A 20221-nucleotide genomic window follows, 5' to 3' on the forward strand; every position below is an offset into this window, starting at 1 on the left:
AATTCCCAGTCGCCGACGACTGTCGGGATTGGTTCGCCAGGACCCCCGCTTCGAAGAGATCCAGAGCGGGGGTTCCGCCGTTTTCCGTGTTCCGATGCCTGGTATCCGTGTGTTCCTCCCTCTCCGCGTTCCCGTCGGTCCGTGTTTTCGGCGGGCGGGCGGGGTACGGACAGGCGGGTGAGGAGGAGCGGCGGCAGCGGGTGTCCGCGGGCGGTGATCCACCGGGTGTGGGCATGGTTTCCGGACAGACCGATGGCCGGTGCAACGGCGCACTTGCATACGCTGGCCGCAGAGGTTGGATCGACGGCGACTCGGCGGTGAAGGGCTGAGCGCACAGAACGTCCCGGAGGCAGGAAATGGCGAAGCAGGCTCGCGCAGTCCAGACGTGGCGGTCGATCGTGGATGCCGCGGCGAGTGTCTTCGACGACTACGGCTACGAGCGTGCGGCCATCTCGGAGATTCTCCGCCGCGCCAAGGTCACCAAGGGGGCCTTGTACTTCCATTTCGCCTCCAAGGAGGCCATCGCGCAGGCGATCATGGACGAGCAGACCTCCACGGTCGAGTTCGAGCAGGACGGGTCGCCGCTTCAGTCCCTGGTGGACGGTGGCCAGCAGTTCGCCTTCGCCCTGCGCCACAACTCGATGGCCCGGGCCGGCACCAGGCTCTCCATCGAGGGCGTCTTCCTCGGCGGGCCGCATCCGTGGGGCGACTGGATCGACGCGACGGCCCGGATGCTGGAGCTGGGCCAGGAGCGCGGCGAGGTGTTCCCCCAGATCGACCCGATGGTGTCAGCCAAAATCATCGTCGCTTCGTTCACCGGTATTCAGCTGGTCTCGGAGGCCGACTCGGGCCGGGCCGACCTGCGCGAGCAGGTGGCGGAGATGTGGCGCCACATCCTGCCGTCGATCGCTCACCCCGGCGTCATCGCCCACATCAAGCCGGAGGGCCGGGTGGACCTGGCGGCCCAGGCGCGCGAGAAGGCGGAGCGTGAGGAGCAGGAGGCCAGGATCGCCGCGGAGGGCAAGGGCGCGGGCTCCGGTGCCGCGGCCGACGCGGGCTCCCGGTCGGGCGGTTCAGGTCTGCGGGGCGGTGGATCCGGCCGCGGTCCGCGGGCCGGGGGGGCCGGCGACGAGGGCGACGAGGAGCCCGCAGGTGCGGGAGTCGCGGCCGGAGGCGTCGTCGCCTGATCCGCTCGGGGCGTGCCGTGTCGCTCGGAGCGTGCTGTGTCTCTCGGTGCGTCCTGTGTCTTTCGGTGCGTGCTGTGTTTCACGTGAAACGTCCGATTGGTCATGATCATCATATGGCAGGGTCGCGGTGCTCCTGGAGCCTCCGCGGCCCTGTCGGCGTTCACCGCCTGGCTACTCACTCTTGGTGAGCAGCCAACAGTGGCCCAGTAGTCTGAGGAAATGGCGGATCACGGCGAGCAGCCCTGTCGGCGGGTCGATGGGGGGATCAGTCGCGTCTTCGCGTTGTTCGGCAAGCGCTGGACCGGTCAGATCGTCTCGGTGCTGCTCCAGCGGCCGGTGCACTTCGCCGAGCTGAGACGGGCGATTCCCGGAATCAGCGAGCGCATGCTCTCGGACCGGCTGACCGAACTCGGCGCCGCGGGCCTGGTGATCCGCGAGGTGGACGAGGGACCGCCGCTGCGCGTCGCGTACCGGCTCACCGAGGCGGGCGCCGCGATGGAGCCCGCGCTCAAGGAGCTGGGCCGGTGGGCGGACGTCCATCTGACGCGGGACGACGCGGCCGGCTCCGGGACGGGCTGCTGACCCTCGTCCGGTCGGCCCGGGGCGCACCACAGTGGCCCGCAGGGCCCGTTCCCGCGCCCGGCCACAGGGCCCGGCGGGTGCCGGACATCGGCGGTACCGTCGTGCTCGGTCGCTGGTGGACAGGGCCGCTGACCGGTTCGACGGCCGGGCAGCCGGAAGCGGTACGAGGGTGGGGGAGGCGACGCTCCATGAGCGGAACCGAGGCGGCGACGCCTGAGCGGCGGACTGCTGGAACGACGGAAACCGAGGCGACTGCGGGAGCTGCGGCGGCTGGGGGAGCTGCGGGAGCTGCGGCGGCCGGGGGCGAGGATCCGCGCATTCCGGTCGTGCCCGGGTTCGCCCGGCGAGGGGCCGCCAGTTCACCGAAGGCGGCGGGCAAGGCGCTCCGCGACCGGGTGCCGCGGTCCTCGCACGCCTCGCTGGTCCTGCCGCCGGGACGGCCCGACGCCGTGCGGGCGGTCGAGGAGTCGAACCGGGGCCGCGTGCCGGGCCTGACGCCGATACGGGTGGGCCGGATGGCGGCGACGCCGTTCGCCTTCCTGCGGGGTGCGGCCGGGCTGATGGCCCATGACCTCACCGGCAGCCCGGTCACCGGGGTGGGCGCCCAGCTCTGCGGTGACGCGCACGCGGCCAACTTCGGCCTCTACGGCGATGCCCGCGGCAGCCTGGTCATCGATCTGAACGACTTCGACGAGACCGTCTTCGGGCCGTGGGAGTGGGACCTCAAGCGGCTCGCCACCTCACTGGTGCTGGCTGGCCGGGCCGCCGGGGCCGACGAGGACACCTGCCGCCGGGGCGCGCACGACGCCGTCGGCGCCTACCGGCGCACGATGCGGCTGCTGGCCCGGCTGCCCGCCCTCGACGCCTGGAACGCGATCGCGGACGAGGAGCTCGTCTCGCACACGGACGCGCGTGACCTGGTCGGCACCCTGGAGCGGGTCTCGGAGAAGGCCCGTAACAACACCAGCGCCCGCTTCGCCGCCCGCTCCACCGAGGAGTGCCCCGACGGCGGCCGGCGCTTCGTCGACGCCCGGCCGGTACTGCGCCGGGTACCGGACGCCGAGGCGGCGGTCGTGGCCGCCGGGCTGGGCGGCTACCTCTCCACCGTCTCCGAGGACCGGGTGCCGCTGCTGGCCCGGTACACGATTCACGACGTGGCCTTCCGGGTGGTCGGCACCGGCAGTGTGGGGACCCGGTCGTACGTGGTGCTGCTGCTCGACCACCGCGGCGAGCCGCTGGTCCTCCAGGTGAAGGAGGCGCGCCCCTCGGTGCTCGCCCCCTATCTGCCCGCGGTCGGTTTCGACGTGCCGGAGGTCGCGCACGAGGGTCGCCGGGTGGTGCTCGGGCAGAAGCGGATGCAGGTCGTCAGCGACATCCTGCTCGGCTGGGCGGACGTCGACGGCAGGCAGTTCCAGGTCCGGCAGTTCCGGAACCGCAAGGGCAGCGTGGACCCCGCCGCGCTCGCAGCCGACCAGGTGGACGACTACGGGCGGATGACCGGCGCGCTGCTCGCGCGGGCGCACGCGCACAGCGCCGACCCCCGCCTGCTGGCGGGCTACTGCGGCAAGAACGACGAGCTCGACGAGGCGGTGGCAGCCTTCGCGGTGACGTACGCCGACCGTACGGAAGCGGATCATGCCGAGCTGGTGCGGGCGATCAAGGCGGGCAGGCTGGCCGCCGAGTTCGGCATATGACGGCTCCCTGAGGCGGTGGGGCGGGGTCCGCGAGGCGCCCGGGCCCTGTTCGTCGGGCGATGGCGCCCTGTTCGGGACGGGGTGGGCCCCGGGCCGGGGCCCACCGTGTGTGCCGTGCCGCCGGGCCGTGGCCATACGCTGGACGGGTGACCCACGAAGCCGCCGGGGTGCCGACCACCCGGAACGATGAAGACCGGCAGGACAACGACCGGCCGGACGCGCCCCGATCCGTCCCCGAAGCGGGGGACGCCCCGGGGGCGCAGGACGCTCCGGGGGCGCCGGATGCCTCCGGCCCCGCGGACTCCGCTGCCGGGGAGCCCACCGACCCCCAGGACGCCGCGCCGCGCCCCGAGGCACGGCTGGCCAGGGCGGTGCAGGTCGCCGAACAGGCGTTGATCGAGTTCGAGATCGCGGTGGAGACCTTCCGGGTGGAGGTCGAGAACTTCTCCCGGCTGCACCACCAGAGGCTCGGCCCGATGTACACCCGCCTCGACGAGCTGGACGCGCTGATCGCGGAGGCGCGGGCCGCCCGGACCGGGGATCCGGAGGACGAGCGCAAGGCGCGGGAGGCCCGGGCGGTCGTCATGCCGATGCCCGGGGTCGACGAGCTGTTCCACGACTGGATGGACACCGACGGGCTGTCCCCCGAGGCCGCGGCGATGCTCACCGAACAGCCGGTCCGGCCGCCGAAGCGGGTCAGGCCGAGCGAGGAGGCACGCAAGCTCTACCGGGAGCTGGCCCGCAAGGCGCACCCGGACCTCGCCCAGGACGAGTCGGAACGGCAGCGCCGGGACGAGTTCATCGCCCGGGTGAACGCCGCCTACGGGCGGGGCGACGTCGACCTCCTCAAGGAGCTCGTGGCGGAGTGGGCGGCCGGCCCGGCGCAGCCCCTGGCCCCGCTGAGCGAGAGCGAGGAGCTCTACGCCCGGCTGGAGTGGCTCAGCCGGCGCAAGGAGCTGCTGACGGTGCTTGCCAAGGAGCTGGAGGACGGTGCCATCGGCTCGATGCTCCGGATGGCCCCGGACGACCCGGACCAGCTGCTGGAGGACATCGCGGAGCAACTGCTGGGCGAGGTGTCCCGGCGCGAGGCCGAGCTCGCGCAGATGGTGCAGTAGCGTTCCTGGTGACTCTGCCGCGTAGGTGTGAGGCCTCTGTGCACGAGGCCCCATGTACGAGGCCCGCGACCGCACGAGAGAAGGCATGACCCATGAATTTCGCCCCGCTGCCCTCGGTGGACGCCGCGGCGGTGCCGTCGGACGGCTTCGTCCTGGACGTCCGTGAGAACGACGAGTGGGCGGCCGGTCATGTCGAGGGTGCGCTGCACATCCCGATGAGCGACTTCGTCGGTCGGTTCGGCGAGCTGACCGAGTCCGCCGAGGACGGTCGGCGCGTGCATGTGATGTGCCGGGTCGGCGGCCGGTCGGCCCAGGTCACCCAGTACCTGGTCCAGCAGGGCATCGACGCGGTGAACATCGACGGCGGCATGCAGGCCTGGGACGGCGCCGGGCGCCCGATGGTCACGGACAACGGGACACCCGCCTTCGTCCTCTGAGCCCTCGGCGCCACCGGGCGGGCCGGGTTCGGCGCCGCCGGCGCCGCGGTGTCGGCGGTCAGCCGAGCGGGTGGGCGGCCAGCAGGTCGCCCAGGGCCTCCTCATGGGCCGCTGCCGGGCCGAGGGAGAGCTCGATCTGCTTCGCCCAGGCGTGGAAGCGGTGCAGCGGGTAGTCGGTGTCCGCGCCGAAGCCGCCGTGCAGGTGCTGTGCTGTCTGCACGACGCGGCGGACGCCGTCGGAGGCCCAGATCTTCGCCACGGCGATATCGCCCGCCGTGGGCAGCGGTCCCCCGGCGTCGGACGAGATCCGCCAGGCGGCCTGCCAGAGCGTCGCCTCCATCGCCCGCAGATCGATGTACCGGTCGGCCGCCTGGACGGCCACCGCCTGGAACGTGGCGACCGGGAATCCGAACTGCTCACGCTTTCCGGTGTATTCGGCGGTCATCGCGAGCACCCGCTCGCCCAGCCCGAGCGCCAGCGCGCAGGTACCCGTGGTGAGCAGGGACCGCAGCCACTCCCAGCAGCCCGGCGCGTCGATCAGCTCGTGGGCCGTCACCCGCACGCCGTCGAGCCGGACCTCGGCCAGGCGTTCGCCACTGGTGGAGACCTGGTCCGCCAGGGTGACGCCGTCGCGGGTGCGGGGGACGAGGGCCAGGACCGGCCGGTCCTCGGCGGTGTGTGCGGGGACGGCGATCCAGTCGGCCGCCTGGGCCCAGGGAACCGCGGACTGCACCCCGTCGAGCACCCAGCCGGACCTCTCTGCCGACGCGCCGATCTCCCCGCTCTCCCCGTGCGGCCGTGCGGCGACGGCGAGTTCGGCGGGATCGTGACCGCTGCGCCCGTTGGCGCCGACGGTCAGGATCAGTTCGCCCCGGCCGGCCCGGGGAAGCAGCTCCGCGGCGAGGGCACTCCCGCCGTACCGCTGTACCGCCATCGCGACCGCACAGCTCTCCAGCAACGGGACCCTGGCCAGCACCTTCGCCGACTCCCGCAGGACCAGGCAGAGCGCGATCGGGTCGAGGCCCGCGCCTCCGTGGTCCGGCGACAGCGTGAGACCGAGCAGGTCCGTGCGCGCCAGCTCGTTCCACAGCTGTCGGTCGATGTCCTCCGCCACGGCGCCCGGGGTCAGGGCGGGGCTGGGCGCGCGGTCGGGTGCGACGTCCGAGAAGACCGCCCTGGCCGCCTCGACGGCTGCCCGCTGTTCCTCGCTGAAGGTGAAGTCCACTGTCCCGGCCTCCCGCTAACCGTTCACGCCCTGACGGGTCGTCAAGATAGAACAGGTTCTACAGGAAGGGAACAGCGCGGAGGCGCGGGCCTCTGCCGGTACCTCCGCGCTGTTCATGGCTGCGGCGGCCTCGGCGGCCTCTGCGGCGTCGGTGGCCGCGGCGGTCTCAGCGGTCTCAGCGGTCGAAGTCCAGCTCGACCTCCGGCGTGAGCGGATGCGACTGGCAGGCCAGCACGAAGCCCGCGCCGGTCTCCTCCGGTTCCAGCGCGAAGTTGCGGTCCATCCGGACCTCGCCCGAGACGAGGAACGCCCGGCAGGTCCCGCACACCCCTCCCTTGCAGGCGTACGGAGCGTCCGAGCGGCTTCGCAGCACCGTCTCCAGCAGGGATTCGGTGTCCTGCACGGGCCAGCTGCCCGAGCGGCCGTGGAGCGTGGCCGTCAGCACGGCGTCGGACGGGGCGGCGACCTTGACGACCGTTGCGTCGGTGGGGCCCTCGTCGACGTGGAAGATCTCCTGGTGGACCCGGGAGCGGTCGACGCCGAGCGCCTTCAAGGCCTCCTCCGTGCCCCGTACGAGGCCGAGCGGCCCGCACAGGAACCAGCCGTCCACCTCGGCCACCGGAAGCACGGCGGGCAGCAGCCCGGTGAGCCGTTCGGCGTCCAGCCGCCCGGAGGGGAGCCCGGCCGACTGCTCCTCCCGGGAGAGTGCGGTGACCAGGTGGAAGCGGTCCGGATACCGGTCCTTGAGGTCGGCCACCTCGTCGAGGAACATCGTCGAGGCCGCCGTGCGGTCACTGCGGATCAGGCAGAACCGGGCCGTCGGCTCCCGGTCGAGCAGGGTGGCCGCCATGGACAGCACCGGGGTGATGCCGCTGCCGCCGACCACCGCCGCGAACAGACCGGGACGCGGCTTCAGGACGAAGCGGCCCATCGGAGGCATGGCCTCCACCAGGTCCCCGACGGCCAGCTCCTTCAGGGCGTACGTGGAGAACGCCCCGCCGTCGACCATGCGGATGCCCACCCGCAGGAGCGGTTCGCCGGGCTGTTCGGTGGCCGGTGCGCAGATCGAGTACGAACGGCGGATCTCCTGGCCGTCCACGGTGTAGCGCACGTTCAGATGCTGGCCGGGGGTGTGGCGGAAGGTCTCGCGCAGCTCGGTCGGCACGGCGAGCGTCACGGCCACCGCGTCGTCCGTGATCCGTTCGATCGCGCTGACCCGGAGCGGATGGAACATCTACAACTCCTTGAAGTGGTCGAACGGTTCGCGGCAGGCGACGCAGCGGCGCAGGGCCTTGCACGCCGTGGAGGAGAACCGGCTGAGCAGCTCCGTGTCCGTGGAGCCGCAGTGCGGGCAGCGCACCGAGAGCGTCAGCGGCACGGGGCCGCCTTCGGCGCTGTGGGCGCGCGGCGGGGCGATACCGAACTCGGCGAGCTTGCGGCGCCCTTCGGCGCTGATGTCGTCCGTCGACCAGGCCGGCGCCAGGACCGTGACCACGGAGACCTCCGGGATGCCGTGGTCGTGCAGCACCCGCTCGATGTCGGCGGACATCGCCTCGATCGCCGGGCAGCCGGTGTAGGTCGGAGTGAGCCGCACGGTCACCCGGCCCGGCCCGTCCACCCGCACGTCCCGCAGGACGCCGAGCTCCGCCAGGGACAGCACCGGCAGTTCGGGGTCGGGCACGGAGCCGGCGAGGTCGCGCAGCTCCGCCTCCAGCCGGGTGTCGGTCACCATGACGCCCCCGGGTGGCTGCGGTGCAGGTGCTGCATCTCGGCGATCATGCGGCCGAACGGCTCGGTGTGCAGGCCCTGCCGCCCCGCGCCGGCCGCCCAGCCCCCGGACCGCGGGCCCGCCGGAAGGGCCAGCCCGGCCCGCCCGACGACATCGGTGACGGCGGCGAGCCAACCGGCCTCCAGGGCCTGCCAGTCGACACCGGAGTCCGGGGAGTCGAGCCCTTCGACCGGCTGGAACATCTCCCCGGTGAACCGCCACAGCGCGTCCAGGCCGCTCCGCATCCGGTCGCGGCTCTCCTCGGTGCCGTCGCCGAGCCTCAGGACCCACTGCTCGGCGTGGTCGCGGTGGTAGGCCACTTCCTTGACGGCCTTGGCCGCGAGGCCCGTGAACTCGCTCTCCCCGGCCGCCAGTCGTTCGTACAGCAGGTGCTGGTAGACCGAGAAGTAGAGCTGCCGGGCGATGGTGTGCGCGAAGTCCCCGTTCGGCTGCTCGACCAGCTGGAGGTTGCGGAAGGCCCGCTCCTCGCGGAGGTAGGCGAGCTCGTCCTCGTCGCCGACGAGCGAGAGCAGCACCCGGGCCTGTCCCAGCAGGTCCAGGGCGATGTTGGCGAGGGCCACCTCCTCCTCCAGGACGGGGGCGTGGCCGGCCCACTCCCCCAGCCGGTGCGAGAGCACCAGCGCGTCGTCGCCGAGGGCGAGTGCGGCGCTCACAGGTGCTTCACCCCGTCCGGGATCTCGTAGAAGGTCGGGTGGCGGTAGGGCTTGTCGCCGGCCGGCTCGAAGAAGGAGTCCTTCTCGTCGGGGGAGGAGGCGGTGATCCCGGTGGACGGGACCACCCAGATCGAGACGCCTTCCGAGCGGCGGGTGTAGAGATCACGGGCGTTGCGCAGGGCCATCTCGGCGTCCGGCGCGTGCAGGCTGCCCGCATGGGTGTGGGACAGCCCGCGGCGCGAGCGCACGAACACCTCCCACAGGGGCCAGTCGGTCGAGCTGCTCATGCCGTCTCCTCCACGTGGTGCGCCGGCGCGCTGTGCTGTGCCGGAGCCGATGCCTGTGCCTGTGCCGATGTCCGGGGCGACGGCTGCGCCGGGGCGTGCTTGGCGGCGTACGCGGCCGCCGCGTCCCGGACCCAGGCGCCCTCCTCATGGGCCCTGCGCCGCTGGGTGATCCGCTGTTCGTTGCAGGGGCCGTTGCCCTTGAGGACCGCCTGGAACTCCGCCCAGTCGATCGCGCCGAAGTCGTGCCGACCGAGCTCCTCGTTCCACCGGATGCCGGGGTCGGGGAGTTCCAGGCCCAGCGCTTCGGCCTGGGGCACGCAGATGTCCACGAAGCGCCGCCGCAGCTCGTCGTTGGAGTGCCGCTTGATCTTCCAGGCCATCGACTGCTCGGAGTGCGACGAGGCGTCGTCGGGCGGGCCGAACATCATCAAGGAGGGCCACCACCAGCGATTCACCGCGTCCTGGGCCATGGCGTGCTGGGCCTCGGTGCCGCGGCTGAGGGCGAGCAGCAGCTCGTACCCCTGGCGCTGGTGGAAGGACTCCTCCTTGCAGATGCGGACCATCGCACGGGCGTAGGGGCCGTAGGAGCAACGACAGAGGGGCACCTGGTTGGTGATCGCCGCTCCGTCCACCAGCCAGCCGATCGCGCCGACGTCGGCCCAGGTCAGCGTGGGGTAGTTGAAGATCGACGAATAGCGCTGACGGCCCGCGTGGAGCTTGTCGAGCAGCTCCTCCCGGCTGGTGCCCAGGGTCTCGGCGGCGCTGTAGAGATACAGGCCGTGGCCCGCCTCGTCCTGCACCTTGGCCATGAGGATCGCCTTGCGGCGCAACGAGGGCGCCCGGGTGATCCAGTTGGCTTCGGGCTGCATGCCGATGATCTCCGAGTGGGCGTGCTGGGCCATCTGGCGGACCAGCGTCGCCCGGTAGGCGTCGGGCATCCAGTCGCGCGGCTCGATCCGCTCGTCCGCCGCCACGGCCGCGTCGAAGGCCGCGACGCGGTTCGCGTCCGCCTCGTCCGCCGCGTTCTCCGTGCCGAGCCTCTTCTGCGTCGTCTGGTCCGCAGTCACTGCCGCCATCCCGGGCTCCCTACCGACCGATCGTTCGGTTCCTTGACTTCAATGGTGAGTCGGAGGCCCGTAGGGTGTCAACCCTGTGGATAACTGAGTGGTGATCGACGGTGAGCGGGGCGGGATGGATTCGGACCACGACAGGAGCTCTGCGGGCGGGGGGAAGGATGCTTGGCCGCAGGCGTCGTACCGGCCGTCCGCAGCGCAGGACACCCCCGAAGCCATAGCGCCGACGCCCCCGCCCCCGACACCGGAACCCTCGGTCACCGGCCGGGGCATAGCCGGGCTCTCCTTTCCCTACCAGGTGGTCGCGGCTCTGGCGCTGTCCCTGATCGGGCTGCTCGCCTGCACACAGGTGGCCATGGTGTTCCTGCACGTCGCCCCGCCCAACACGCTGTCCAAACAGCACGACAAGACGATCGACAGCTGGATCTACCCGGAGTTCGAGCAGAACTGGAAGCTCTTCGCGCCCAACCCGCTCCAGCAGAACGTCGCCGTCCATGTGCGGGCCGAAGTGGTGGGGACCGAAGGCCGCCGCACGACCAGGTGGATGAACCTGACGTACGAGGACGGCAAAGGGATACGCGGCAGCCTTTTCCCCAGCCATGTCGACCAGAACGAGCTGCGCCGGGGCTGGGACTTCTACGTCAATTCCCACGACAGCGAGAACCGCCCCGTCGGTCTGCGCGGGGACCTCTCCGAGCGCTACGTTCGGCGCATCGCGATGCTGCGGCTGAGCGAGCGCGACTACGGCGGCACGATCGAACGCATCCAGCTCCGCTCCGCCACCAGCTCCATCGCCCCGCCCCCGTGGAGCAACGAGAAGATCAACACCCGGCCCGTCCACCGCGTGCTCCCCTGGTGGACGGTGACCCCGGACGATCTTCCCGAGCATGACGCGGACCAGGACCGGGACACGGCGCACGGCGTGGAGGAGAACCAGTGACCATCCCCTCGCCCACCGGCCCACAGAAAGCAGCCCCGCGGAACGCGGGTACGCAGCCCGCGGTCCTCCGCCCGGCCGCACCCGGTTCCGGCGGTCCCGGCGGCGGCCCGGCCCGTGCTCTCCAGCGCGTCACGGCCTATGCCCTCGGCCCGTACCAGAGCGCCGTCGTCCGCATCGGTTTCGCCGCCACCTACCTCTTCTTCCTGCTGCGCGAGCTGCCGAACCGCCATGAGCTGTACGGCCCGGACGGCCCGTGGCACTGGGACCTGGCCCGCCAGCTCACGAACGGCAACGAGGCCTTCTCCGTCCTGATGTGGACGGACAGCACGGTCTGGTTCGAGGCCGTGTACGCCCTCACGCTGCTCTCCGCCGCGGCCCTGCTGCTCGGGTGGCGGACCCGGACCATGTCCGTCCTCTTCATGGTCGGCGTGCTCTCGGTGCAGAACCGCAGCATCTTCATGGGCGACGGCGGCGACAACGTCGTCCACCTCATGGCGATCTACCTGGTGCTGACGCGCTGTGCCCAGGTCTGGTCGCTGGACGCCCGGCGTGCGGCGCGCGCCGCGCAGCGTGCCGCGGTCGGCCTGCCGCCCCCGCGGGACATCGTGGGCCCGGTGCTCTGGGTGCTCCTCGGCTGCGTCCTCGTGGCGGCCACGTCGATGGGCGGACTCGGCGGCACCTGGTGGCTCCCCGCTCTGCTGTGGACGATCTGGCTCTCCGCAGCCGCCTGGTGGGTCGTGAACCGCTATCTGCCGCACGGCGAGCCCCGCACCCTGCTCGATGTGCTGGCCAACCTCGCGCACAACGCCACGCTCGTCGTGATCATGGTCGAGGTCTGTCTGATCTACGCGACCGCCGGCTGGTACAAGATCCAGGGATCGCGCTGGCAGGACGGCACCGCGCTCTACTACCCCCTCAATCTCGACTACTTCACCCCGTGGCCCGCCCTGTCGGACATCCTGGGCGCCAGCGGGCTGATGGTGATGGTGCTGACGTACGGCACGGTCATCGTGCAGGTCGCCTTTCCGTTCACGCTGTTCAACCGGCGGGTCAAGAACGTCCTGCTGGTCGTGATGATCTGCGAGCACGCGGGGATCGCCCTGCTGCTGGGGCTGCCGTTCTTCTCCATGGCGATGATCGCGGCCGACGCGGTGTTCCTGCCGACGGCCTTCCTGATGTGGCTGGGAGCCCGCACCACGATCGGCGGGCGGCGGCTGCTCTCCGGGCTGCCCGGCCGGTCGCGTACGCCGGGGAAGCCCGGAACGCCCGACGTCGCGCACGAGGCCGCGGACCCGGCGGAGGCCGGGCCGGTGGAGGCCGGCCGGGGCGGTGCGGAGGAGCCCCGGCTCCAGGGCGGCGGCGGGGGCCATACGCTCGTCGGGTGAGCAGTGAGACCGGCAGAACCCAGCAGACCCCGGCGGCGGACCGCCCCTCGGACCCCGCCCGGCCGACCGCCGCCCCGGAGGGGCCCGTCCCCACGGAGCCCCACCCGGCGGAACCCCTCCAGTACGACGACGGCTACGGCCAGCCGATCGGTGTCGGGCCGCACCCGCTGCCCTGGCCCCAGGGCGAGCGCTACGACCCCGAGCTGCTGGCCCAGGGCGACCGGCGCAACGTCGGTGACGCGTACCGCTACTGGACGCGGGAGGCGATCGTCGCCGATCTCGACCTGCGGCGGCACGACTTCCACGTGGCCGTGGAGAACTGGGGCCACGACTTCAACATCGGCTCGGTGGTGCGGACCGCCAACGCCTTCCTGGCCAAGGAGATCCACATCGTGGGCCGGCGGCGCTGGAACCGGCGCGGGGCCATGGTCACCGACCGCTACCAGCATGTGCGCCACCACCCCGACACGGCGGACCTGACCGCGTGGGCGGCGGCCGAGGGGCTGCCGATCATCGGGATCGACAACCTGCCCGGAGCCGTACCGCTGGAGCGCACCGAGCTGCCGCGCCGGTGCGTCCTGCTGTTCGGGCAGGAGGGGCCGGGCCTGACCGAGGAAGCGCGTGAGCACGCCACCATGGTGTGCTCGATCGCGCAGTTCGGTTCGACCCGGTCCATCAACGCCGGCGCCGCCGCCGCCATCGCGATGCACGCGTGGGTGCAGCGGCACGCCGATGTCCCGGACCCGCGGGAGACCCTCTAGTCACGCCTGGCGGCGCACCTCCACCACGCGGAAGCGGTTGGCGACGAAGGCTCCGTCGCAGAGCGCCGCGTTGGCGGCGGGGTTGCCTCCGGAACCGTGGAAGTCGGAGAAGGCCGCGGTCTGGTTGACGTAGACCCCACCGGTCAGATTCAGCGAGAGCTGGGCGGACTCGTCCAGGCAGACGTCCTCGATGGCGCGCTCCACCTCGGGGGACGTGGTGTAGGCGCCGACCGTCATCGCCCCCTTGTCGCGGATCGTCCGGCGGAGCAGGTCCAGGGCGGCGCTCGTCGACTCGACGGCGACGGCGAAGGACACCGGCCCGAAGCACTCCGAGAGGTAGGCCGCGCCGTCGTCGGTCTTGCTGCCGTCGAGCTTCACGACGACCGGCGTACGGACGACGGCGTCGGGGAATTCGGCGTTCGCGACCGTGCGCGAGGGAAGGGCGACCTCGCCGAGCTCCCCGGCCGCCTCCACCCGGGCCCTGACGTCCGGGTTGACCAGCGCGCCGAGCAGGGCGGACGCACGGGCGTCGTCGCCGAGCAGTCCGGTGACGGCGGCCGCGATGTCGGCGACCACGTCGTCGTAGGACTTGGCGCCGTCGTCGGTGGCGATGCCGTCCCGGGGAATCAGCAGGTTCTGCGGGGTGGTGCACATCTGGCCGCTGTACAGCGAGAGCGAGAACGCCAGGTTGGCGAGCATGCCACGGTAGTCGTCGGTGGAGTCGACGACGATCGTGTTGACGCCGGCCTTCTCCGTGTAGACCTGGGCCTGGCGGGCGTTCTCCTCCAGCCAGTCGCCGAAGGCGGTGGAGCCGGTGTAGTCGATGATCCGGATCTCGGGGCGGACCGCGAGGGTCTTGGCGATGCCCTCGCCGGGCCGCTCCGCGGCCAGCGCGACCAGATTCGGGTCGAAGCCCGCCTCGCCCAGCACCTCGCGGGCGACGGACACCGTGAGGGCCAGCGGAAGCACGGCGCGCGGGTGCGGCTTGACCAGCACCGGGTTGCCGGTGGCGAGGGAGGCGAAGAGGCCGGGATAGCTGTTCCACGTGGGGAACGTGTTGCAGCCGATGAGCAGGGCGATGCCGCGGCCGGACGTGATGAACGACTTGTGCAGCTTCAGCGGATCGCGCTTGCCCTGCGGCTTGGACCAGTCGGCGGTGTGCGGGGTGCGGACCTGCTCCCGGTAGGCGTACGCGACGGCCTCCAGGCCGCGGTCCTGGGCGTGCGGGCCGCCCGCCTGGAACGCCATCATGAAGGCCTGGCCGCTCGTGTGCATCACGGCGTGGGCCAGCTCGTGGGTGCGGGCGCCGATCCGCGACAGGATCTCGAGACAGACCAGGGCCCGGATCTCCGGTCCCGCCGCCCGCCACGCGCTCGTGCCGGCCTTCATCGCCGGCAGCAGGACGTCCAGGTCGGCGTGCGGATACTCGACGCCGAGCTCCGGGCCGTACGGCGAGACCTCGCCGCCGGTCCAGCCGTCGGTGCCGGGCTGCCCCAGGTCGAGACGGGTGTTCAGGACGGCGTCGAAAGCGGCCTTGCCCTCGGCCGCGCCGAGACTGCCCGGGGCGCCGCCCTCCCCGTACGCCTTCGGGTGCTCGGGGTGCGGCGACCAGTACGCGCGGGTACTGATCACGTCGAGGGCCTGGTCGAGCGTGGGCCGGTGGGTCTCGGACAGCTGCTGGGGGGTGAGCGCGGCGGCCATGGCGGACCAACTCCTCATCGAGCCGGGCGGGGACGTACGGACGGAGTTAGAGTAACCGAACGATCGGTCGGGACAAGGGGTCCCGGGGAACCTGTGGACGACTTCGACGGTCCCCGCCTGTGCGGGGCTGATCCCTCATGGGGGAGGATCGCGGACATGACCACGGCCAAGCGGGACACGTACACACCGGAGACCCTGCTCACCGTCGCCGTCCGTGTCTTCAACGAGCGCGGCTACGACGGCACCTCCATGGAGCACCTCTCCCGGGCGGCCGGCATCTCGAAATCCTCCATCTACCACCATGTGGCGGGCAAGGAGGAGCTGCTGCGCCGGGCCGTGAGCCGGGCGCTCGACGGGCTCTTCGCCATCCTCGACGAGCCGGGGGCGCTGCGCGGGCGCGCGGTCGAGCGGGTCGAGTACGTCACGCGCCGGACGGTCGACGTGCTGATGGCCGAGGTCCCCTACGTCACCCTGCTGCTGCGCGTGCGCGGCAACACGAAGACGGAGCGCTGGGCACTGGAGCGACGTCGCGAGTTCGACCAGCGGGTGTCGGAGCTGCTCCAGGCCGCGGTCGCCGAGGGCGACCTCCGGGCGGACGTGGACATACGTCTGGCGACCCGGCTGCTGTTCGGCATGGTGAACTCGCTGGTCGAGTGGTACCGCCCGCAGCCGGGCGGTTTTCCGGGGGAGGAGCAGCTCGCGGACACGATCGTCCGGCTGGCCTTCGAGGGCATGCGGGCGAACGGCCGCTGAGCCCGCCCGCCGCGGTCAGGCGAGCTCGGCCGGCCGGTCCGGGCGCGGGCCGAGGTCCGTCTCCTCGAACACCAGCAGGGTGCGCGTCGAGAGCACCTCGGGGATGGACTGGATCCGGGTGAGGACCAGCTCCCGCAGCGCCCGGTTGTCCGGTGTGTGCACGAGGAGCAGTACGTCGAAGTCACCGCTGACCAGGGCGATGTGTGTGGCCCCGGGCAGCGCTTGGAGCTGCTCGCGCACCGTGCGCCAGGAGTTCTGCACGATCTTGAGCGTGATGTACGCGGACGCCCCCTGGCCCGCCCGCTCGTGGTCGACCCGGGCGCCGAAGCCGCGGATCACGCCGTCCTCGACGAGCCGGTTGATCCGGGCGTAGGCGTTGGCGCGCGAGACGTGGACCCGTTCGGCCACGGACCGTATCGAGGCGCGCCCGTCCGTCTGGAGGATGCGGAGGATGTCGCGGTCGATGGCGTCCAGCGGCCGCGCGGGCGGAACCGGAGGCTCCGCCGCCGGGCCCGGGGATGCGGACGCGGGTGCGGTGGGCGACGTGACGGCGGGCGCGGTCGGTGGTGCGGCCGCGGGTGCGGCCTGGCGCGACTCCTCGCCCCTGTCGGCCATTTGTTCAGCTGCCATCTGCCCGCGCCTCCCTGTTGTGGACGACCTGTTCCTATCCCAGGCTGTGGAGAACCGTTTGTCCACAGGCTGGCGGCACCTGTAGCCAAAATGCCCCCGCGACCGAACAATCGGTAGGTGAGGCACACCACACCCGTGCCCCGCCCACCGCTCGACATCTCGCTCCCTATCGACACCCCCGATCGACCACCCCTCGATCCCCCTCGATGCCAGGAGGTGCTTCTCATGACGGTCCAAGAGCTGCCCGGCGCGGCCGCCTACCGGCCCACGCCGCCCCCGGCCTGGAAGCCGATCACCGACCCCGCCCCGCTGCTCCCGGACCCGGAGCCCTACCGGGTGCTCGGTACGGACGCGGTCGCCGACGTCGACCCGGAGCTGTTGCTCCGACTGCACGCCGAGCTGGTCCGCGGGCGCCGCTACAACGCCCAGGCGACCGCACTGACGAAGCAGGGTCGGCTGGCGGTCTACCCGTCGAGCACCGGCCAGGAGGCGTGCGAGATCGCCGCGGCCCTGGTCCTGGAGGAGCGCGACTGGCTGTTCCCCAGCTACCGCGACACGCTGGCCGCTGTCGCGCGCGGCCTGGACCCGGTGGAGGCCCTGACCCTGCTGCGCGGTGACCGGCACACCGGTTACGACCCGCGCGAGCACCGGATCGCCCCGCTGTGCACTCCCCTGGCCACTCAGCTCCCGCATGCCGTGGGGCTGGCGCACGCCGCCCGGCTCAAGGGCGACGACGTGGTGGCGCTCGCCATGGTCGGCGACGGCGGCACCAGCGAGGGCGACTTCCACGAGGCGCTGAACTTCGCGGCCGTCTGGAAGGCCCCGGTCGTCTTCTTCGTCCAGAACAACGGCTTCGCGATCTCCGTGCCGCTGGCCAAGCAGACCGCCGCCCCGTCCCTCGCCCACAAGGCCGTCGGATACGGGATGCCGGGCCGCCTCGTCGACGGCAACGACGCCGCCGCGGTGCACCAGGTGCTGAGCGAGGCCGTGGCCCGGGCCCGGCGCGGCGAGGGCCCGACCCTGGTCGAGGCGGTCACCTACCGCATGGAAGCCCACACGAACGCCGACGACGCCACCCGCTACCGGGTCGACGGCGAGGTCGAGGCGTGGAAGGCGCACGACCCGGTGCGGCTGCTGGAGCGTGAGCTGACGGGGCGCGGGCTGCTGGACGACGAGGGCATCGAGCAGGCGAAGGAGGCCGCGGAACGCATGGCCGCCGCCCTGCGCGACCGGATGAACGCCGATCCGGAGCTGGCCCCGATGGACCTGTTCACCCATGTCTACGCCGAGCAGACCAGCCAGCTCCGGGAGCAGGCGGCCGCCCTGCGGGCCGAGCTGGACGCCGAGTTGGACCACGACGAGGACAGCGCGGAGGCGGGACGATGACGACCGCGGCAGTGACGGCCGACGGACGTCGGACGAAGGCGAAACCGGCCACGATGGCGCAGGCCCTCGGGCGCGCGCTCCGCGACTCGATGGCCGAGGACCCCACCGTGCACGTGCTCGGTGAGGACGTGGGCACGCTCGGCGGGGTCTTCCGGATCACCGACGGGCTGGCGAAGGAGTTCGGCGACGACCGCTGCACCGACACCCCGCTGGCCGAGGCGGGCATCCTCGGCGCGGCCGTCGGCATGGCGATGTACGGGCTGCGGCCCGTGGTGGAGATGCAGTTCGACGCGTTCGCCTACCCGGCGTTCGAGCAGCTGATGAGCCATGTCGCCAAGATGCGCAACCGCACCGGCGGGGCCATGCCGCTGCCCATCACCGTGCGGGTGCCGTACGGCGGCGGTATCGGCGGGGTCGAGCACCACAGCGACTCCTCCGAGGCGTACTACATGGCCACCCCCGGTCTGCACGTCGTCACGCCGGCCACGGTCGACGACGCGTACGGGCTGCTGCGGGAGTCGATCGCCTCGGACGATCCGGTGATCTTCCTGGAGCCCAAGCGGCTGTACTGGTCCAAGGCCGACTGGTCGCCCGAGGCCCCCGCCCCGGTCGAGCCGATCGGCAGGGCCGTGGTGCGCCGCTCCGGACGCAGCGCCACGCTGATCACGTACGGGCCCTCCCTGCCGGTCTGCCTGGAGGCCGCCGAGGCGGCGGTCGCCGAGGGCTGGGACCTCGAAGTGGTGGACCTGCGCTCGCTGGTGCCGTTCGACGACGAGACGGTGGCCGCGTCGGTGCGGCGCACCGGGCGGGCGGTCGTCGTCCATGAGTCCCCCGGATTCGGCGGGCCCGGCGGTGAGATCGCGGCCCGGATCACCGAGCGGTGCTTCCACCACCTGGAGGCTCCGGTGCTGCGGGTGGCCGGGTTCGACATCCCCTATCCGCCGCCCATGCTGGAGCGGCACCATCTGCCGGGAGTGGACCGGGTGCTCGACGCGGTGGCCCGGTTGCAGTGGGAGGCGGACAGCTGATGCCCAGGGTGCTCGAATTCAAGCTGCCGGACCTCGGTGAGGGACTGACCGAGGCGGAGATCGTCCGCTGGCTGGTGGAGGTCGGCGAGGTCGTCGCCATCGACCAGCCCGTCGTCGAGGTCGAGACGGCCAAGGCCATGGTGGAGGTGCCCTGTCCCTACGGGGGCGTGGTGACCGCGCGGTTCGGCGAGGAGGGCACGGAACTTCCCGTCGGCGCACCGTTGCTGACGGTCGCCGTCGGGGCTCCGGAGGGGCTCGATCTCTCCGGGGCGTCCCCGTCGTCCGCCGAATCCTCCGCCTCCTCCTCCGCCTCCTCCTCCTCCTCCTCCGCCGCCTCCTCCACGGAGCCCTCGGGCGGCTCGGGGAACGTGCTCGTGGGGTACGGGACGGGCGCACCCGCCGCGAGGCGTCGGCGCATCCGGCCGGACCGGCTCGACCGGACGGTCGTCCAGGCCCCGGTGTCCGACGCCCCGGTGGCCGACGCGCTCGTGCTCGCCCCGGCGGCGTCCGTGACGGCTCCCGTGACCGCTGGCACCGCGACCGCTCCCGGCGCTCCCGCGACCGGTGCTGTGGGTGTGGTGAACGGGCAGGGGCCCGTGCCGGTGGTCTCTCCGCTGGTGCGCCGGCTGGCCCGGCAGCACGACATCGACCTGCGGCGGCTCGCGGGTTCGGGGCCGGACGGGCTGATCCTTCGCGCCGATGTCGATGGCGCGATCCGGCAGGCGGAGGAAGCCACGGCTGAGGAGACCGCGGCGGCGAGGACGCGTACGGTCCGGGCACCGGACCGGGCACCTGAGGCTCCCGACGCCTCGGCTGCCCCGGCCGCCGAGCGGATTCCGCTGCGCGGGGTGCGCGGAGCGGTCGCGGACAAGCTGTCGCGGAGCCGGACCGAGATCCCGGACGCCACTTGCTGGGTCGACGCCGACGCCACCGAGCTGATGGCGGTCAGGGCCGCGATGAACGCCGCCACGGGCCCGTCAGCCGGGCCGAAGGTGTCGGTCCTGGCCCTGCTGGCGAGGATCTGCACGGCGGCGCTGCGCCGGTTCCCCGAGCTCAACTCCACCGTGGACACGGGGGCCCGGGAGATCGTCCGGCTGCCCGGCGTGCACCTCGGGTTCGCGGCCCAGACCGAGCGGGGCCTCGTCGTTCCGGTCGTCCGGGACGCCCACACCCGTGACGTCGAGTCCATCGGGGCCGAGATCGCCCGGCTGACCGAGCTGGCGCGGACCGGGAAGCTGAGCCCGTCCCAGCTGACCGGGGGCACGTTCACGCTGAACAACTACGGGGTGTTCGGGGTCGACGGTTCGACGCCGATCATCAACCACCCGGAAGCGGCGATGCTCGGCGTCGGCCGGATCATGCCCAAGCCGTGGGTGCACCGGGGCGAACTGGCCGTACGTCAGGTCGTCCAGCTGTCCCTCACCTTCGACCACCGGGTGTGCGACGGCGGAACGGCGGGCGGCTTCCTCCGGTATGTGGCGGACTGCGTGGAGCAGCCGGCGGTGCTGCTGCGCACCCTGTAGCCGAGGAGCCGGTGTCCTGCCGGACGCGCCCCTCCGGGACCGGGTCTTCCGGCCACCCCGGCGGGGGCGTCG

At 72.3% G+C, this 20221-nt stretch carries 20 protein-coding genes; 12 read left to right on the forward strand and 8 right to left on the reverse strand.

The window, feature by feature from the left end; all coding sequences use genetic code 11:
- The first annotated feature begins 356 nt into the window (after positions 1-356).
- The 5 genes from ACIRJT_RS23535 (at position 357) to ACIRJT_RS23555 (ending at position 5015) form a co-directional block, all read left to right on the forward strand.
- Positions 357-1187: a ScbR family autoregulator-binding transcription factor gene (locus tag ACIRJT_RS23535; RefSeq protein ID WP_403912167.1), complete on the forward strand. Its 831-nt coding sequence runs from the start codon at positions 357-359 to the stop codon at positions 1185-1187.
- Between the two features lie 219 nt (positions 1188-1406).
- Positions 1407-1769, forward strand: coding sequence for a winged helix-turn-helix transcriptional regulator (locus tag ACIRJT_RS23540; RefSeq protein WP_403912170.1), 363 nt, complete (start codon positions 1407-1409; stop codon positions 1767-1769).
- 395 nt (positions 1770-2164) lie between these two features.
- Positions 2165-3463 carry a DUF2252 domain-containing protein gene (locus tag ACIRJT_RS23545; RefSeq protein ID WP_073741202.1) on the forward strand — a complete coding sequence of 433 codons (1299 nt, stop codon included), beginning with the start codon at positions 2165-2167 and terminating at the stop codon, positions 3461-3463.
- 146 nt (positions 3464-3609) lie between these two features.
- Positions 3610-4578, forward strand: coding sequence for a J domain-containing protein (locus ACIRJT_RS23550; RefSeq protein ID WP_403912173.1), 969 nt, complete (start codon positions 3610-3612; stop codon positions 4576-4578).
- Between the two features lie 92 nt (positions 4579-4670).
- A complete protein-coding gene (locus tag ACIRJT_RS23555) occupies positions 4671-5015 on the forward strand; it encodes a rhodanese-like domain-containing protein (protein WP_215105740.1) in 345 nt (114 codons plus the stop codon).
- A 58-nt stretch (positions 5016-5073) separates the two neighbouring features.
- On the opposite strand, the gene ACIRJT_RS23560 is transcribed toward ACIRJT_RS23555, so the two are convergent.
- The 6 genes from ACIRJT_RS23560 to paaA all read right to left on the reverse strand — a co-directional run bounded on the left by ACIRJT_RS23560 (position 5074) and on the right by paaA (position 10045).
- The gene (locus tag ACIRJT_RS23560; protein ID WP_403912176.1) at positions 5074-6240 is read right to left on the reverse strand and encodes an acyl-CoA dehydrogenase family protein; all 1167 of its coding nucleotides are present in this window, start codon (positions 6238-6240) and stop codon (positions 5074-5076) included.
- 175 nt (positions 6241-6415) lie between these two features.
- On the reverse strand, positions 6416-7474 hold the full coding sequence (locus ACIRJT_RS23565) for a 2Fe-2S iron-sulfur cluster-binding protein (protein ID WP_403912178.1): 1059 nt from the start codon (positions 7472-7474) through the stop codon (positions 6416-6418).
- Positions 7475-7972 carry a 1,2-phenylacetyl-CoA epoxidase subunit PaaD gene (paaD, locus tag ACIRJT_RS23570; RefSeq protein ID WP_403912181.1) on the reverse strand — a complete coding sequence of 166 codons (498 nt, stop codon included), beginning with the start codon at positions 7970-7972 and terminating at the stop codon, positions 7475-7477. It lies immediately after the preceding gene.
- Positions 7966-8682, reverse strand: a complete 717-nt coding sequence (gene paaC, locus ACIRJT_RS23575) for a 1,2-phenylacetyl-CoA epoxidase subunit PaaC (protein WP_403912184.1) — start codon at positions 8680-8682, stop codon at positions 7966-7968. The genes paaD and paaC overlap by 7 nt, the downstream gene beginning before the upstream one ends.
- On the reverse strand, positions 8679-8969 hold the full coding sequence (gene paaB, locus ACIRJT_RS23580; RefSeq protein WP_007447213.1) for a 1,2-phenylacetyl-CoA epoxidase subunit PaaB: 291 nt from the start codon (positions 8967-8969) through the stop codon (positions 8679-8681). Before paaB ends, paaC begins: the two co-directional genes overlap by 4 nt.
- The gene (gene paaA / locus ACIRJT_RS23585; RefSeq protein ID WP_403912187.1) at positions 8966-10045 is read right to left on the reverse strand and encodes a 1,2-phenylacetyl-CoA epoxidase subunit PaaA; all 1080 of its coding nucleotides are present in this window, start codon (positions 10043-10045) and stop codon (positions 8966-8968) included. Before paaA ends, paaB begins: the two co-directional genes overlap by 4 nt.
- Positions 10046-10160: 115 nt before the next feature.
- Between paaA and ACIRJT_RS23590 the strand changes: the two genes are divergently transcribed.
- The 3 genes from ACIRJT_RS23590 to ACIRJT_RS23600 are packed head-to-tail and all read left to right on the forward strand — an operon-like array spanning position 10161 to position 13128.
- Positions 10161-10982 carry a DUF5819 family protein gene (locus tag ACIRJT_RS23590; protein WP_403912646.1) on the forward strand — a complete coding sequence of 274 codons (822 nt, stop codon included), beginning with the start codon at positions 10161-10163 and terminating at the stop codon, positions 10980-10982.
- Complete coding sequence (locus tag ACIRJT_RS23595) at positions 10979-12367, forward strand: HTTM domain-containing protein (protein WP_403912190.1); 1389 nt, start codon at positions 10979-10981, stop codon at positions 12365-12367. Before ACIRJT_RS23590 ends, ACIRJT_RS23595 begins: the two co-directional genes overlap by 4 nt.
- Positions 12364-13128, forward strand: coding sequence for a TrmH family RNA methyltransferase (locus ACIRJT_RS23600; protein WP_403912192.1), 765 nt, complete (start codon positions 12364-12366; stop codon positions 13126-13128). The genes ACIRJT_RS23595 and ACIRJT_RS23600 overlap by 4 nt, the downstream gene beginning before the upstream one ends.
- On the opposite strand, the gene paaN is transcribed toward ACIRJT_RS23600, so the two are convergent.
- Positions 13129-14829, reverse strand: coding sequence for a phenylacetic acid degradation protein PaaN (gene paaN / locus ACIRJT_RS23605; RefSeq protein WP_403912195.1), 1701 nt, complete (start codon positions 14827-14829; stop codon positions 13129-13131). It lies immediately after the preceding gene.
- Positions 14830-14985: 156 nt separating this feature from the next.
- Between paaN and ACIRJT_RS23610 the strand changes: the two genes are divergently transcribed.
- Positions 14986-15582, forward strand: a complete 597-nt coding sequence (locus ACIRJT_RS23610) for a TetR/AcrR family transcriptional regulator (RefSeq protein WP_371624589.1) — start codon at positions 14986-14988, stop codon at positions 15580-15582.
- Between the two features lie 15 nt (positions 15583-15597).
- Here ACIRJT_RS23610 and ACIRJT_RS23615 read toward each other — a convergent pair whose 3' ends face one another.
- Positions 15598-16197, reverse strand: a complete 600-nt coding sequence (locus ACIRJT_RS23615; protein ID WP_403912649.1) for an Lrp/AsnC family transcriptional regulator — start codon at positions 16195-16197, stop codon at positions 15598-15600.
- A 240-nt stretch (positions 16198-16437) separates the two neighbouring features.
- On the opposite strand from ACIRJT_RS23615, the gene pdhA reads away from it, so the two are divergent.
- From pdhA to ACIRJT_RS23630, 3 genes are read left to right on the forward strand one after another with little or no spacing between them, the layout of a single operon-like run.
- A complete protein-coding gene (pdhA, locus tag ACIRJT_RS23620; protein ID WP_403912198.1) occupies positions 16438-17598 on the forward strand; it encodes a pyruvate dehydrogenase (acetyl-transferring) E1 component subunit alpha in 1161 nt (386 codons plus the stop codon).
- Entirely contained in the window at positions 17595-18626 is a 1032-nt protein-coding gene (locus ACIRJT_RS23625; RefSeq protein ID WP_403912201.1) for an alpha-ketoacid dehydrogenase subunit beta, read from the forward strand. The genes pdhA and ACIRJT_RS23625 overlap by 4 nt, the downstream gene beginning before the upstream one ends.
- Positions 18626-20149, forward strand: a complete 1524-nt coding sequence (locus tag ACIRJT_RS23630) for a dihydrolipoamide acetyltransferase family protein (RefSeq protein ID WP_403912204.1) — start codon at positions 18626-18628, stop codon at positions 20147-20149. Before ACIRJT_RS23625 ends, ACIRJT_RS23630 begins: the two co-directional genes overlap by 1 nt.
- The last annotated feature ends 72 nt before the right edge of the window (positions 20150-20221 follow it).

The sequence above is a fragment of the Streptomyces sp. NPDC102283 genome (genome assembly GCF_044766265.1).
In the GTDB taxonomy this organism is placed as follows: Bacteria; Actinomycetota; Actinomycetes; order Streptomycetales; family Streptomycetaceae; genus Streptomyces.

Bases quoted from the DNA above. Each gene is read 5' to 3' on its own strand.
- ACIRJT_RS23630 (WP_403912204.1), top strand. From the start codon at position 18,626: ATGCCCAGGGTGCTCGAATTCAAGCTGCCGGACCTCGGTGAGGGACTG.
- paaD (WP_403912181.1), bottom strand. From the start codon at position 7,972: ATGGTGACCGACACCCGGCTGGAGGCGGAGCTGCGCGACCTCGCCGGC.
- ACIRJT_RS23565 (WP_403912178.1), bottom strand. From the start codon at position 7,474: ATGTTCCATCCGCTCCGGGTCAGCGCGATCGAACGGATCACGGACGAC.
- ACIRJT_RS23590 (WP_403912646.1), top strand. From the start codon at position 10,161: ATGGATTCGGACCACGACAGGAGCTCTGCGGGCGGGGGGAAGGATGCT.
- ACIRJT_RS23540 (WP_403912170.1), top strand. From the start codon at position 1,407: ATGGCGGATCACGGCGAGCAGCCCTGTCGGCGGGTCGATGGGGGGATC.
- pdhA (WP_403912198.1), top strand. From the start codon at position 16,438: ATGACGGTCCAAGAGCTGCCCGGCGCGGCCGCCTACCGGCCCACGCCG.
- ACIRJT_RS23625 (WP_403912201.1), top strand. From the start codon at position 17,595: ATGACGACCGCGGCAGTGACGGCCGACGGACGTCGGACGAAGGCGAAA.
- paaN (WP_403912195.1), bottom strand. From the start codon at position 14,829: ATGGCCGCCGCGCTCACCCCCCAGCAGCTGTCCGAGACCCACCGGCCC.
- paaA (WP_403912187.1), bottom strand. From the start codon at position 10,045: ATGGCGGCAGTGACTGCGGACCAGACGACGCAGAAGAGGCTCGGCACG.
- ACIRJT_RS23535 (WP_403912167.1), top strand. From the start codon at position 357: ATGGCGAAGCAGGCTCGCGCAGTCCAGACGTGGCGGTCGATCGTGGAT.
- ACIRJT_RS23610 (WP_371624589.1), top strand. From the start codon at position 14,986: ATGACCACGGCCAAGCGGGACACGTACACACCGGAGACCCTGCTCACC.
- paaB (WP_007447213.1), bottom strand. From the start codon at position 8,969: ATGAGCAGCTCGACCGACTGGCCCCTGTGGGAGGTGTTCGTGCGCTCG.
- ACIRJT_RS23555 (WP_215105740.1), top strand. From the start codon at position 4,671: ATGAATTTCGCCCCGCTGCCCTCGGTGGACGCCGCGGCGGTGCCGTCG.
- ACIRJT_RS23615 (WP_403912649.1), bottom strand. From the start codon at position 16,197: ATGGCCGACAGGGGCGAGGAGTCGCGCCAGGCCGCACCCGCGGCCGCA.